The following is a 14,486-nucleotide window of genomic DNA, read 5'->3' on the forward strand; positions in this document are numbered from 1 at the left end:
ATCAATCCTCCAACTGCTCCTTGTAATCTATATCGATTAACTCTTTTTTATCATAAACCTCAAATACAAACAAGTCCTCTAAATTATTTAAAATTATCTTTTTTCCACCCTTATCGCCTTCTAAATTCATCAAATCGTCTTTATATTTTTTCGTGAAAATAGTTGGATTTAAAAGAACACCGCCACTACTTACACAACCTAGATTTTTGCCGCTTTTTATAAATCCATCTATAAATCTGTCTAGGGTATCCTCTGTTATATAAGGCTGATCACAGACTATAAACATATAACAATTGTTATTGGAATTTGAAACTCCCAGCTTTATAGACTGGGATATTCCAAATTCACTATTTTTGTTTTTTACGACTTTTATATCTTTATTTTTTAAATCATTTATTATTTTTTGATATTTTGTGACAAATATTATCTCTCCTATATATTTACATTTTTTCTTTAAATTTATCAATTTTTCTACTGTGTACAAATACATAGGTTTACCATCTATTTCATATAACAATTTATTTCCTTTAAATCTCTTACTATTTCCAGAAGCTAAAACTATTACACTTAACATAATTTCTTCCTTTCAATAGCTAAAAAATCTTATTTGTTTTCTAGTTCTTTTTCTAGTATTCCCATAGCTATTTTTTCACTAGTCATAGGAAGCTCATTAAACCAAATACCTGTCGCATTGTATATAGCTTGACATAGAGCTGGAGATGGAGTATTTATAACTAATTCTCCTATTGATTTAGCTCCAAATGGTCCTGTTGGCTCGTAGCTACTTTCAAATTCTACTCTTAAGTTACCCATATCAAGTCTTGTAGGTATTTTATATTGCATAAATGAGTCGTTTATCATTCTTCCATTTTTGTCGTATTTTATATCTTCATATAAAGCCATACCTATACCTTGAACTATACCTCCTTCAGTTTGTATAGTAGCAAGAGCTGGATTTATTACTGTTCCGCAGTCTACACATGCCACATAATCTAGTATATCTATGTGTCCTGTTTCTTTATCTAATTCTATTTCAACTGCTGCTGCCATATATGGTGGTGGTGAAATAGGTGTTTTTTCCTTAGCTGAAGCTGTTAAAGTATGGTTGCTGTAGCACATAACGTTGTTTGCTATGTCCTTTAGAGATATTTCTTTTTCTGAAACTATAGAATAAACCTTTTGTCCATCAAAATCTACATCCTCAGGATTTAATTCTAGCATCTCAGCACCTGCTTCTATTATTTGTTTTCTAAGCATTTCACAAGTTTTTATAGTTGCCTTCCCTGTCAAATAAGTTGTACTAGATGCATAAGAACCTGAATCGTATGGAGATACATCTGTATCTACTCCATAAACTGTTATATTGTCTATATCAGTATCCAAGCATTCTGCTGCCATTTGAGCTAGTATTGTATCGCAGCCTGTACCCATATCTGTAGCTCCTACCATCATTGAATAGAATCCGTCGTCATTTACAGATATTCTTACACTAGCTACGTCTACAAAGCTTATAGCAGAACCCTGCATTGCAACAGCTAGCCCCACTGATCTTACTTTACTATCTGAAACTTGTTTGCATGGATATTTTTCATACCAATTTATCATTTCCTTGACTTTATCTACACATTTATCAAGTGTACATGAATTTGCAGTTTCTCCATGGTATGCTGGCATGTAGTCGCCTTGCTTTATAAGATTTTTTTCTTTTAATTTTACTGGATCCATGTTCATTTTTAACGCAAGCTTGTCCATTGTAACCTCTAATGCATATACGCCTTGTGTAGCTCCATATCCTCTGTAGGCACCTGTAGGTATAGTATTTGTATATACACCGTCAAATTCGAATTTAAACGCCTTTATATTGCTTGTATAAAGTGGTAGAGACTTATGTCCAGTTAGAGTTATAGTAGTAGGTGTATGGTCTCCAAACGCACCTGCATTTGACAATGTATAAAGTGATGCAGCTCTTAGATTTCCTTCTTTATCTGCACCTAATTTTACAGTTACCTGCATTTGGTGTCTACCGCTTGATGCTACTGTACTTTCTTGACGAGAGTACACTATTTTAGCTGGTTTTCCAGTTTTGTAAGTTACAAATGCTGGGAATATTTCGCATACGACACTTTGCTTTGCACCGAATCCTCCACCTATTCTAGGTTTTATTATTCTTATTTTTGATTTAGGTATATCTAAAGCATGAGATAGTATTCTTCTAACATGGAATGGTACCTGTGTAGATGCAACACATACTAATCTGCCAAATGCATCCATATATGTATAAGCTCTAAAAGTCTCCATCATTGTCTGTTGATTTGCTTTAGTTAAAAATGTCTCCTCTATTACATAGTCGCATTTTTCAAATTCAGCTTCTAAATCGCCCTCTGCTATTACATCGTGGCATATTAAATTTCTCTTTACATCAGGACTTACAGGTAATTTAACGCTCCAATCGTCTTCAGGGTGAACTATTATGTCGTTATCTAATGCTTTTGTAAAATCCATCAAAGGCTCTAATACTTCATAATCTACCTTTATCATTTTTAATGCCTTATCTACGCATTTTTCGTTTTCTCCAGCTACTATTGCAACGGCATCTCCCACATATCTAACTCTATTGTCTAGAATTTTTCTATCATACGGACTTAGCTCTGGATAAGTTTGTCCAGCAGTAGTAAATCTAGTGTCTGGAACGTCCTCCCAAGTATATATACCTTCTATTCCAGGAACCTTAAGAGCTATATCCTTTTTTACGTTTTTTATAAGTGCGTGGGCATGAGGTGAACGAAGTACCTTTACCACAAGAGCATCCTTTGGCGCTATATCATCAGTATATACAGGCTTACCTGTAACTAAAGCCATAGCGTCCTTTTTCATAACAGATTTATTTACATACTTCATTTTTACGCCTCCTTATTTCTAGCTAGATATTTTTTAATAGCTCTAAGTTGTCCTTGATATCCTGTACATCTACATAGATTACCTGCTAGGTATTCTTTTATTTCCCTCTCTGTAGGATTTTCTAATTCATCCTCCATAGCTAAGACGTTCATTATAAATCCTGGAGAGCAATAACCGCATTGTTCAGCTCCCTCTTTAGCCAAAAATGTTCCAAAATCTCTAGCTCTATCTTGAACACCTTCAAGTGTTGTGACTTTTTTATTGTTTACCTGTACTGCAAGAGTTGCACATGAAAGCACAGGCTTGTTGTCTACCCAAACTGTACATAGACCACAGTTTGCAGTTTCACATCCTCTTTTGACGCTCATACACCCTTTGCTGCGGACATATTCAAGTAAAACTGTATCAGGCTCTACATCGTCTTTTATTAATTTTCCATTTAACCAAAATTTAATCTCCATAGTCTACATACCTCCTATCTTATTTATAGATCTTCTGACTAAAACCTTACATAAATGGCTTCTAAATTCCTTACTAGCTCTCATATTGCTTCCAAATACTAATTTACTTTCAACATAGTCGGCAAATTTTTGTATTTCATCAGCAGTAGGATTTTCGCTTAGAATATTTTCTTCATCAACTACTAAAGCCGCTCTTTGTGGTCTAGCTCCAATTGCAACTTCAAATTTTTTATCTACCTTTGCAACTGCACAAGTAAGCACAGGAAAATCAGTAGATATATTTCTATGAGAAGTATAGACTACTTTTCTACCGTCCTTTTTAATTATAACTTTTTCCAATATATCATTGTCGTAAGGCATATCTACAAATTCCTTCATAGGTATTATTCCGCCTTTATAAAGCTTTACATAGCTATCTAAAGCCAAGAAACATGTAAGAGGATCTGAAAATCCAAATCTAGAGAAAATACTACCTCCTACAGTAGCACTATTTCTAAATTGAACTCCAACTATACTCTTTACTGAATTTTTTATAGCATCGTCGAAATATTTATTAAGCCCTTCATGAGTTTCTAAATCTCTAAGTGTGGCCATAGCACCTATTTCGAAGCAATCTTCTTTTTCTTCGATTTTATCAAGTCCTAAATTAGATAAATCGATAGCTGTTTGGATAGTTTTTTTACCCATTTTCATCCACAAAAGCCCGCCTAATACATTTGCTTTTTTACTTTGGTTTAATTTATAAGCTTCCTCCAAGCTATCTACAACAACGTATTTTTTAATAGTAAACATCGAATCCTCCTATTTAATATATTTTACCTCTACATTAAAAAAGACAAACTCTATCGTTTGTCTCCTTTTTTGGAAAAGGAGGCACATTCGGGCGCCAAAGGTCTCCTTCCCTCTAATATGTAAATAATTAATTTTTAATTCATATCAAACTAAGCTTATTTTATCACAAATAATACACTTACTTCTATACTATTTTAAAATATTTTAATTTATTTTTAAGCTGTAGCTTCTTCTTTTTGATCGTCTTTATTTTTAGGTAGTATAAGATTTAAAACTGTAGCTATTACGAAAGTCATTATTATACCATTTTGAGCAAATATATTTGATACCCAAGCTGGACATTGAGCTAAAACTTCAGGTACATTACCTATTCCAACTCCTAGACCTATAGCTAAAGCTACTATAAGACCGTTTCTTCCGTCTAATTTTTCTCTAGATAATGATTGTAGACCACTTACTAAAATCATAGCAAACATTATAACTGCTGCTCCACCTAAAACAGATTGTGGCATAACTGAAAATAGTGCACTTAATTTAGGGCAGAATCCACATAAAATTAAGAATATAGCACCTGTCATTATGACAAATCTATTTACTATCTTAGTAACAGTTACAAGACCGACGTTTTGACTGAAAGAAGTATTTGGTAAAACACCGAATAAAGCGGCAACTAAACTTCCGACACCATCTGCCATAACACCACCTGATAATTCTCTATCAGTAGGCTCTCTATCAAGGCCACCGTTTGTGATACCAGATATATCCCCGACAGTTTCTACTGTAGTAGCGATAAACATTATTCCCATAGCTATTATCGCCTGCATATTAAACTCAAATGGAACTACCATTGGATGTGGTAAAGATATCCATGCACTTTCTTTTACTTGTGTAAAATCAACCATGCCTAGACATATAGCTAGTATATATCCAACTACTATCCCTATCAATATAGATGAATCATTTAAAAATCCTTTGAATTGCTTAAATATCAATATTACTATGATGACTGTTGTACCGACTAATAGATGATTTAAAGAGCCAAAATCTTCAGCTCCTGCTCCACCGCCAAAGTACTTAATTCCAACTGGTAGTAAAGATAATCCTATAGATATTATAACTAAGCTTGTAACTATTGGTGGGAATAATTTTTTAAGAGGCTTTATAAAAAATCCTAAAACCATTTCTAATACTGCCCCAACTAAAGAAGCTCCTAATATTGCTCCATAACCGTATTGAGCACCTATTGCTTTTGCAGTTCCTATAAACCCTGAGCTTGTACCCATTACTATAGGAAGTCTAGCTCCTACTGGTCCTATTGGGTATAATTGGATTAATGTAACTAAACCTGCCACAAACATCGCATTTTGTATAAGCATTGATTTTAGACCTGCATCCATTTCCAATAGCCCACATACGATTATAAGTGGAGAAATATTACCTAAAAACATCGCAAGAACATGTTGTATTCCCAAAGGAATTGCTCTTTGTAATTCGACTCTTCCGTCTAATTCATAAACTGAACCTTTCTTTTCCATAAATACACTCCTTTTCTATATTAATTACCAATAAAATATAACATACACATCCATAAATTTCTATACTTTATTTCATAATATTTGTTAAAATAAAGTATAAAAATATTGATTAAATTCAAAAAAAGTATTATGATGAAATTTAGTAAAACTTAAATTAAGAAATTAAAGGGGTCAGTTTATGAATAAAAAAAGAACACTACAAAACAACTTAAGTTATGCTCTAAAATATATGTTTGATAATTATGGTATAAATATTTTTCTAGATGCTCAAAAATTTATAGTAACTCTTAAAAATTTAATTCCAAATCTAGATGAGGAAATTAAATTAGTAGAATATGCGATTGAAAAAAATGCAGTATCTGCAATAATAAACGCCAATGGAAAAAGAGATATAGACAAAAATTTTGCTTATTTAAGAGCAAAAACTATACTTACAAAAAATGGTATATCAGAAAAAACGGCATTATATATAGTAGATTGTTTTTCATACGCACTTAGCTGGATAGATGAGATTCCTGATTATGAAGATCTATCTGATATAGATTTTAAAATATCTAAAAAAACTGAAGAAGAACCTAAAAAAAGCCCTAATATAAAAAAAAATGAACACGGGGATTTAAAAGTAACTCCTTCAGTTAAATTAAACAAAAAAAATAATTCTGAAGCTGTAAAAAAAGAAGATAAAAAAGTCGAAGAAAAAAATAAAGAGGAAAAAATAGAGCCACTTCATTTTGAAGAAAAGAGCTTATCCTCTACAAAAAAAGAGACTTTAGAAGATAAAAATACACAAACAGAAAATAAAAAAATAGAAATAGAAGAAGATGATGACAAAATGAGTAAAAAAGACAATAAACAAGAAGTTAAAAGTAATTCAAAATATTATTTAAACCACGATTTCGATGATGATGAAGATGACTACGATTATGATTACGATGATGACGAGGAAGAATACGAATCTAGTTCTATATTTAAGAAAATAGTTTTAATTATCGTGCCAATATTAATCGTATGTGCTATAGGATTTTTTGTTTTTAAAAATTTCAATAAAGAAGCGGAACCTGTTTTATCAGGTGTATCTATAACAACAGAATATAAAATAGAAAATGGAAATTACATTTTACCTATAAATCAAGAAACTAATTTAAATGTAATAATCCAAAGTAAAAATTCAAAGAAAATAGATATATCAAAATTGAATTTTAAAATAGAAGATCCATCTATTTGCTCTTTTAAAAACGACGGTAAAAAATGTACTATTACAGGACTTAAAGAAGGAAACACTAAATTAGTAGTAATTTACAATAATGAAATAGTCGATTCTATAAATCTTTATTTTGAAGATTTCGTCGAAGAACAGACAGCTCCTGATACTACAGAAGAACCTGTAGATAATATAGATACTGAAGAGCCAGCTGATACACAACAAGAAGACACTAGCACAGATGATAATACTGATAATGATTATAATAACGACAATAATAATAATAATAATAATAACAATAATAATAATAACAACACTAAACCTGAAAAACCTACTAAACCTGAAAAACCTACTAAGCCTGAAAAACCGACTCAACCGGAAGAACCTACTCCTGAGCCAGAGGAACCTACTCCTGAGCCAGAAGAACCAACTGAACCAACAGAACCTACTGAGCCAGAAGTAGAAGCTTCTCCAGAAAATAATACAGAAGGTGAAAGCTTAGAATAATAATCTAAATTGTGGTACATAATAACTCTAAAACAACTAAAGGAGTTTATTATGCCTACAGAAGATACTATTAAATTATTAAAGAAATGTGACGCTGGTTGTAAAATGGGTATAGATTCCATAAACCAGGTCATAGAAAAAACTGACAACAAAAAATTATATTCAATCTTAGAAAAATATTTAAAAGACCATGAAAAACTACAAAACAAAATTTCAGATAAGTTAAATGAATTTGGAGACTCAGAAAAACAGCCTAGCTATCTAGCGAAGACGATGAGCTATCTAAAAATAAATTTTAAGCTAATTAAAGGCGAGCACGACAAGGAAATCGCTGATTTGATGACAGACGGTTGTAATATGGGCATAAAGTCTATACATAAATATATGAATCAATATCCAGCTGCCTTAGAGTCAATCAAAAACTTATGCAACGACTTATCAGAGCTTGAAGAAAATTTTGCAAAGGATTTAAGAGCTTACTTATAAAAAAATGCCACAGCTTATGTGGCATTTTTTTAATAGTTTTCTGCTATTTCTTTAAGTCTAGAATAGATCTTTCTTATTCTCAAATTTATATACTCGATATAGCCTCTCTTCATAATCCAATCATTTGCATCCATTTCATCAAACGCATCTTCGTATTGATCTCTCAAATACTGTATATTATCTGTATGCATTTCCATCATATAATCGTATAAAAATTCATACGCATTTTTATACGTAAAAGTATCTGTCTCAGAATCGTTTACTGTAATTACAAGCAATCTTTTCTCCTCATCTACCTCAAACTCCGTCTTGTCCATTTCAAAGCTACCCATTTGACCGATTAATTTATCTACCTCTTCTAGTAAATCCCTACATTCTCTCAATAAATCTATTTCCTGCATAACATACTCCCTTCGTAATATACAACTAAAGGCACAATACATAACAAGTTATATATTGTGCCCGATGTGTGCAATTTTTAATTATTTTTTTAAGATGGAACATCAATCCATATCTTATTAAATTTTAATTTATAATTTGTTATTAAAGATATATGTCCTTTAGATGTAATTGTTATTTAAATTGTAAATTGTTATAGACCTAAATACATTTTATGTAGCTTAAAGAAATTACACACATATTTATTAATAAGAATTAAAAAATTCTATTAATCTATATCTATTAGTATCTCGTTATTTGCTTTGTTTAAAGCTATTTCGAGTTCTAAAATCTCTTCGTTTTTATCTTCTAAATATTTTTTAAGCTCTTTCTTATCAAAATTAGGTTCTTTAACTTTATAATATACAGATGTCGCAGCAGCATCTACCTTTCTCTCCTTTGACGCTTTGACCTCGTTTAAAATCTCTTCAAAATCTTCGACTTGATTTCTCAAGTATTTTATCTTGTTTAAAGCTCCTTGAAGACTTAATTTTCCATTTTTTGTTTCTATGTAATTTTCATTATTTGCCTTAGATATCCTTGTCTTTATCTGGGAGATCTCTTCTCCCAATTCTATTATCAGCTCAAATTCTCTATTAAAATCGACTACCTCATTGCAATCAAATCTACTTCCATCAGATTCTAAAATATATTCTTGAATCAAATTTTCGACCTTCATGATATTGTACATTTTATCTCTGTAGATTCTGTCTAATTCAGACACCTTCAACATAGCTTGACTTATTGTAATCATATACAAAACCCTCCATATTTTAAAAACTACTGTTTTTTAAAAACATATGCTATACCTACTATAAACAACAATGTAAACATATAAGATAGTATATACGTATATGAAGCTGTCGATTGTAATAGCAATATCAGTGCTATAACAATTAATTCCAAGGATGAAAACAATATGTTTTTTAATCCCTCTAAAAATATTCCAAAAAACAACCATACTATCTTCATTTCTGAGCTTTTTAAACGAAATCCATCTAGATAATCCAATAAAGTTCCTACAAAAATATTTCTAAAATAATTTCCGCATACAACTACGCCATTACTTACACCTTCGTATAGACCTAATTCGTATTTAATCTGAAATCCAGCCTTAGATTTAGCGTAATAAGTCAGATTCGAAGTTGAAACCTGCTCTAATCTAGATAGAGAAACGTATCTACTCAGTTTATTCGAATTAAAAATTTTGCTTTGTCCAGTATAATTAATAGAAAGAGGCATAAATAGAGAACAAATTATTAAAATTAATACTAATACTGCTGGATTTTTTTTAAATTTCAACTAATTCTCCTCCTATTATTTTTCATGATATTAAATTATATCATAAGTTCATGCAGTATAGGAAAATATATTCCATTTAAAATGATTTTTTTAAAAAACTCGAGCCGAAAAGCTCGAGTTTAAATATTTCTAATCTACTACATCTTGATCAAATCCGTATTTAGTTACGTAGCCATCGATTGACCATACATTTAATTTTTGGTCCTTAGCTTCGTATTGAGCATCGTAAAGCATGTCTAAATGACGCACACCTTCTTTTATATATGCAACTCTAGCTAAGCCCTCTCTCAATATCTCAGCATTGTACATTTTCATTTCATTTCCATCTTGATACCATAGATATCCTAAATATCTGCCGTAATCGTCTTGTAAAGGTCCATCAGTCTCTACATAGGCTATATCACCTTGTTTAAGCTTCTCCTTCGCAAAATCCGTAGCAACGTCTCCTAAGTAGTCTTTTTCTTTTGTATCTTCTGGACAATCTATCAATAAAGTACGAATTCTTATGCTTTGACCGTCTTCAAGCTTTAATTTCATAGTATCTCCATCTACCACTCTCTCAATAGTTACTTTGTACACATAATCTGGAACTTCTCCCTTTGACAAGCTCTCCTTTAGTCCTTCGTAGTCAAGAGGCTCTTCAGATTCATCGATTTGTTCAATATCTTCTATAGATTCTATATCATTTTCACCTAAAATAATTTCATCTCTAGAACTACTTGAAGTATTTGAGCTACTTGAAGCACTTGAGCTAGGTTCTACAGATATATCTAGCTCACAGCCACATAAAAACAGCCCTATAGATATTACTAAAAGCATCAATAATTTTTTCATTTTTGTAATCTCCCTTATTTAATCAAATTTTTAATCTATTCGATTTAATTTTAACATAAATTTTAAAAACTTACATTCAAAATTTTTAAATGCAGTTAATTACGCCAAAAAAAGATCGACCGTAAAATCGATTTACGACGATCTTTTAAATAAATTTCTCTATTTATATATTTCAATATTGTGAAATACAGCCTTTTCTTTTGAATCATTTCTATACATATGATTTAAAGTTCCATCGAACTTCAAACTATGACCAGCCTTCAGTTCATAGACCTCTTTTTCTATTTGAACAGTTAAAGTACCTTCTATTACAAGAATCATCTCTTCTAATACATTTTTATGTGTAGCAGAAATATGTTTACATCCTTCATCTAATTCAATTAAAAATACATCTACACCACTTTTAGAGTCAAATGGAAATATTGGATATAATCTCATACATCCATCTTCTTCCTCGACAATCTCAATTTCTTCTTTTTTTACTAAAACAAGCTCATTTTGGTTGTCATCTAGTAAAGATGTAAAATTAACTTTTAATCCAGATGAAATTTTCCACAATGTAGATATTGTCGGACTTGACTCTCCTCTTTCGATTTGTCCTAGCATAGCCTTGCTGACACCCGTCAATTTAGATGCTTCATCTAAACTTAACCCTAAACCATTTCTCAATCTTCTTAAGTTTTGTCCCACTTTTGGAAGTTGTGACATCATAAATAAATCTCCTCGCCTTTTAAATTTATGACTACTTATAACTAACTATCTCGACTCCACAATTTCTGACTACTTCTTCAAGAGAAGTCATCTTTTCTTTAGTTGGAACTTCAAACTCATAAATATAATCATAAAGTCCTAAAGCTTTGTATTTGTCTAGTCCTAGCATATGATAAGGTAATAATTCCATTTTAGGATTTTTTACATTTTCTTTAACAAATTCTGATGTCTTTTTAATATTATCCACGCTGTCATTAAATCCTGGTATTACAGGAACTCTAATCACCATACTTTTGTTTAATGTAGCCATTTTCTTGATATTTTCTAGTATTTTTTTATTGCTAATACCTGTGTATTCTCTGTGTTTTTCATCATCCATATTTTTTATATCTACAAAAATATGATCTAGCTTTTCTAAAACATCTTTGCATTTTTCAAAGTCAAATAATGCACAGGTTTCTATAGCAGTATATATACCCTTTTTATAAAAATAATATACCAATTCTCTTAAAAATTCAAGTTGATAAGTTGGTTCGCCTCCGGAAAATGTTATCCCACCTCCAGAAGATAAGAAGAAAATAAGGTCTTTTTCAATTTCTTTTACTACTTCATCAGTTGTCATCTCTTTTGTCATTTGGCTAATTGCATCTTGAGTACATCTTTTTATACATTCCCCACATAAATCACATTTTTCGTTTACTTGTTTTCTGTCAAATAGAGAAGTAATACCCTTATGGCATACACTTACACATCTTTTACATCCTACACAACGATCTTTTGATACAGCTAGTTTTACAATTCCTGACCATGAGTCTGGATTAGAACACCATCTGCATTTTAGAGGGCAACCCTCTAAAAATACAGTGGTTCTTATTCCATCTCCGTCATTAACTGAAAAACGCTGAATTCTAACTACGTTTCCCTTAACTGACATCTATCTCTCCTAATTTAGAAGCTTTCATGTGCATTTCTAGCCATTATAGCGTCTTGCATTTCTTTTGATAGATTTACGAATTGAGTTGAATATCCTGCAACTCTTACTAGTAGGTCTTTATAGTCTTCTGGATGTTCTTGTGCTTTTTTAAGTATTTCATTAGAAACTGTATTAAATTGTACGTGGAATGCTCCAAGTGCAAAGTATGATTGTATTGTAGAAGCTAAGTTTCTAAGTCCTCTTGGAGTATTTACTAAGTCATGGCTAAATCTTAGGTTAAGTAAAGTTCCTCCAGAGTGGAAGTCATGTTGTATTTTAGCAGCTGATTTCATAGCAGCTAAAGGAGTTTCTGTATCAGTTCCTGCATATGGAGATACACCTTCAGTTATAGGTTGACCTGCATATCTACCATCAGGAGTTGCTCCTATTATTCTACCAGTTGGTATATAGTTTGATATACCCATAAATGCAGTAGTAAATGGAGATCCAAATATATCTTTATATTGTTTAACTTCATGATAATAGAAGTTAGATACTTCTACAGCTATTTTATCTACATAATCATTGTCGTTACCATATTTTGGAACATTTAATGCTAATTTTCTTAATTCTTCGTAACCTTCCCAGTTAGCATTTAATGCTTTATTTAATTCTTCTAGAGTAGTTACTTTATCTTCAAATACTAATTTCTTGATAACAGCTAAGCAGTTAGCTACAACACCTAGACCTATACCTGTAAGAACTGGACCTACATTGTATTTTGCTCCACCCTTACTTAAGTCTTGACCTTTTTCGAAGCATCCATCTACACATATTGATAAGTATGGTCTTGGAACAACTTCTGTATGAACTTGTTGAGCCACAATAGAACCTACTACTGAATGTTTTATTAGGTTCTTAAATTGTTTATAGAAAGCATCTTCTACTTCTTTATAAGATACAAATTCTTCTACAGGCTTTTCTTCTAGACCCATTTGCTCACCTGTCATTCTAGATTTACCTTGGTTTATAGCGTATTCAAGTGCTGCTGCAAAGTTTATATTTACAGTTGCTGTCCATTCGCCTACTTTTCTGAAGTGAGGAACTACGCAACCACAGTTATTCCAGTCTCTTGCATCTTCTGGAGTAAGTCCGTTTTGAAGCATCATTTGAGTACCACAAGCATCGTTGTGTATTGCTGGGAATCCTGTTCCTGCTGCAACTAAATCACAAACTGCCATCATAAAGTCGTCTGGTGCACCTTGATGAATTCTAACACTTAATCCTGGCTGATGAGTTTTTATATCTTTAGTGGCTTCTAAGCATAAGTAAGATAAATCGTTAGTAGCATCTGAACCATCGCGTTTTCTACCGCCGACAGTTAAGTTTTGGAATTGGTTGTATCCTGCAAAATATCCTGCTGTATTTTCAGATATAGTCCATACCCATTCAGAGTATTTTATCCATAGAGCTTCTATTAATTCTAGAGCGCCATCTCTATCTAATTTTCCTTCTTTGATGTCTTTTTCGTAGTATGGATACATATATTGGTCAAATCTACCTGGGTTAAGAGATAGAGGATTTTCACATATGATTCCACCTACTTGTACAAACCATATAAATTGAACTGCTTCATAGAAGCTTTCTGGTGGATTAGCTGGAACTTTTTTACAAACATCGCCTATTTTTATAAGCTCAGCTTTTCTCTTTTCGTCTGTTTCTTTTTCAGCCATTTCATAAGCTAAATCAGAATATCTCTTAGCAAAAGTCATTATACCGTCACATATTATAACTGTAGCTTTATAGAATTCTATTTTTTCTATATTTTCTGGTACAGTTATGTCTAATTCTTCTATTTTAGCTAGTGCTTCTTCTTTTATTTTTTTGTATCCCTTTGGAAGTAGTATATCTTCGTAATCTGGAGTTACTTCACCAACAGCTTGTCTCCATTTTGAGTCGTTGTCTAATACCCCTGTGTCTATTAATATTTTTGCTGTATCTTCTGGAAGTCTTTTTAGATATATTTCTTCTAGTGATTTACCTTTCCAATAAGGGAAGATTTCTTTTCTTGTAAATTCTCTTTGTTCGTCAGTCATTTCATATGGGTCTTGTCCTCTAGTAGAGAATTTGTCCATTTCTTTGTCTACCCATTTCCAAGAGAATTCTGGAGTAAGTATACCTGTTCTCTTGAATTCACCTGCTGTACCTACTATTATTTCATCGTCGAATATAGTTACTGGTAGCTTTTCACATGCTGCAAGGTATGCCTTTGCACTTCTTATGCACATAGGTTCGCCTTCTGTTTCTCTATATGAATCTGTATATATTTTTGCTCTTTCACAGCTTATTTGTGGTTTAGTATTAACGTAATCTTGTCTAAATTTTTCTATTCTACTTGTTACACTCAT

The 14,486-nt window shown here is 31.8% G+C and carries 14 protein-coding genes; 2 read left to right on the plus strand and 12 right to left on the minus strand.

Annotated elements, in window-relative coordinates; genetic code table 11:
* Window position 1 precedes the first annotated feature (1 nt).
* From MR593_RS05160 to MR593_RS05180, 5 genes are all read right to left on the minus strand, one after another.
* The gene (locus MR593_RS05160) at window positions 2-574 is read right to left on the minus strand and encodes a nucleotidyltransferase family protein (RefSeq protein ID WP_290690460.1); all 573 of its coding nucleotides are present in this window, start codon (window positions 572-574) and stop codon (window positions 2-4) included.
* A 29-nt stretch (window positions 575-603) separates the two neighbouring features.
* Complete coding sequence (locus tag MR593_RS05165; RefSeq protein WP_290690463.1) at window positions 604-2,898, minus strand: xanthine dehydrogenase family protein molybdopterin-binding subunit; 2,295 nt, start codon at window positions 2,896-2,898, stop codon at window positions 604-606.
* 2 nt (window positions 2,899-2,900) lie between these two features.
* A complete protein-coding gene (locus MR593_RS05170; protein WP_290690466.1) occupies window positions 2,901-3,359 on the minus strand; it encodes a (2Fe-2S)-binding protein in 459 nt (152 codons plus the stop codon).
* Window positions 3,360-3,362: 3 nt separating this feature from the next.
* The gene (locus tag MR593_RS05175; protein ID WP_290690469.1) at window positions 3,363-4,151 is read right to left on the minus strand and encodes an FAD binding domain-containing protein; all 789 of its coding nucleotides are present in this window, start codon (window positions 4,149-4,151) and stop codon (window positions 3,363-3,365) included.
* Between the two features lie 215 nt (window positions 4,152-4,366).
* On the minus strand, window positions 4,367-5,686 hold the full coding sequence (locus tag MR593_RS05180) for a uracil-xanthine permease family protein (RefSeq protein ID WP_290690471.1): 1,320 nt from the start codon (window positions 5,684-5,686) through the stop codon (window positions 4,367-4,369).
* Window positions 5,687-5,864: 178 nt separating this feature from the next.
* Here MR593_RS05180 and MR593_RS05185 point away from each other — a divergent pair, with 178 nt between their 5' ends.
* Entirely contained in the window at window positions 5,865-7,394 is a 1,530-nt protein-coding gene (locus tag MR593_RS05185) for a hypothetical protein (RefSeq protein ID WP_290690472.1), read from the plus strand.
* Window positions 7,395-7,445: 51 nt separating this feature from the next.
* Complete coding sequence (locus MR593_RS05190; protein WP_290690474.1) at window positions 7,446-7,880, plus strand: hypothetical protein; 435 nt, start codon at window positions 7,446-7,448, stop codon at window positions 7,878-7,880.
* Window positions 7,881-7,909: 29 nt separating this feature from the next.
* On the opposite strand, the gene MR593_RS05195 is transcribed toward MR593_RS05190, so the two are convergent.
* The 7 genes from MR593_RS05195 to MR593_RS05225 form a co-directional block, all read right to left on the minus strand.
* Window positions 7,910-8,281, minus strand: coding sequence for a hypothetical protein (locus MR593_RS05195; RefSeq protein WP_290690477.1), 372 nt, complete (start codon window positions 8,279-8,281; stop codon window positions 7,910-7,912).
* Window positions 8,282-8,547: 266 nt separating this feature from the next.
* Window positions 8,548-9,072, minus strand: a complete 525-nt coding sequence (locus MR593_RS05200) for a hypothetical protein (RefSeq protein ID WP_290690480.1) — start codon at window positions 9,070-9,072, stop codon at window positions 8,548-8,550.
* Between the two features lie 26 nt (window positions 9,073-9,098).
* Entirely contained in the window at window positions 9,099-9,620 is a 522-nt protein-coding gene (locus MR593_RS05205; RefSeq protein ID WP_290690482.1) for a hypothetical protein, read from the minus strand.
* A 129-nt stretch (window positions 9,621-9,749) separates the two neighbouring features.
* Window positions 9,750-10,454, minus strand: coding sequence for a thermonuclease family protein (locus tag MR593_RS05210; protein ID WP_290690484.1), 705 nt, complete (start codon window positions 10,452-10,454; stop codon window positions 9,750-9,752).
* 159 nt (window positions 10,455-10,613) lie between these two features.
* A complete protein-coding gene (locus MR593_RS05215) occupies window positions 10,614-11,165 on the minus strand; it encodes a helix-turn-helix domain-containing protein (protein WP_290690486.1) in 552 nt (183 codons plus the stop codon).
* A 31-nt stretch (window positions 11,166-11,196) separates the two neighbouring features.
* Window positions 11,197-12,099, minus strand: coding sequence for a glycyl-radical enzyme activating protein (locus tag MR593_RS05220; protein WP_290690488.1), 903 nt, complete (start codon window positions 12,097-12,099; stop codon window positions 11,197-11,199).
* Between the two features lie 14 nt (window positions 12,100-12,113).
* Window positions 12,114-14,486 (minus strand): glycyl radical protein (locus MR593_RS05225; RefSeq protein ID WP_290690491.1); only part of this gene is annotated, 2,373 nt, incomplete at its 5' end.

The sequence above is a fragment of the Intestinibacter sp. genome (assembly GCF_022780145.1).
Taxonomy (GTDB): domain Bacteria; phylum Bacillota; class Clostridia; order Peptostreptococcales; family Peptostreptococcaceae; genus Intestinibacter.

Bases quoted from the DNA above. Each gene is read 5' to 3' on its own strand.
- MR593_RS05160 (WP_290690460.1), bottom strand. From the start codon at position 574: ATGTTAAGTGTAATAGTTTTAGCTTCTGGAAATAGTAAGAGATTTAAA.
- MR593_RS05165 (WP_290690463.1), bottom strand. From the start codon at position 2,898: ATGAAGTATGTAAATAAATCTGTTATGAAAAAGGACGCTATGGCTTTA.
- MR593_RS05170 (WP_290690466.1), bottom strand. From the start codon at position 3,359: ATGGAGATTAAATTTTGGTTAAATGGAAAATTAATAAAAGACGATGTA.
- MR593_RS05175 (WP_290690469.1), bottom strand. From the start codon at position 4,151: ATGTTTACTATTAAAAAATACGTTGTTGTAGATAGCTTGGAGGAAGCT.
- MR593_RS05180 (WP_290690471.1), bottom strand. From the start codon at position 5,686: ATGGAAAAGAAAGGTTCAGTTTATGAATTAGACGGAAGAGTCGAATTA.
- MR593_RS05185 (WP_290690472.1), top strand. From the start codon at position 5,865: ATGAATAAAAAAAGAACACTACAAAACAACTTAAGTTATGCTCTAAAA.
- MR593_RS05190 (WP_290690474.1), top strand. From the start codon at position 7,446: ATGCCTACAGAAGATACTATTAAATTATTAAAGAAATGTGACGCTGGT.
- MR593_RS05195 (WP_290690477.1), bottom strand. From the start codon at position 8,281: ATGCAGGAAATAGATTTATTGAGAGAATGTAGGGATTTACTAGAAGAG.
- MR593_RS05200 (WP_290690480.1), bottom strand. From the start codon at position 9,072: ATGATTACAATAAGTCAAGCTATGTTGAAGGTGTCTGAATTAGACAGA.
- MR593_RS05210 (WP_290690484.1), bottom strand. From the start codon at position 10,454: ATGAAAAAATTATTGATGCTTTTAGTAATATCTATAGGGCTGTTTTTA.
- MR593_RS05215 (WP_290690486.1), bottom strand. From the start codon at position 11,165: ATGATGTCACAACTTCCAAAAGTGGGACAAAACTTAAGAAGATTGAGA.
- MR593_RS05220 (WP_290690488.1), bottom strand. From the start codon at position 12,099: ATGTCAGTTAAGGGAAACGTAGTTAGAATTCAGCGTTTTTCAGTTAAT.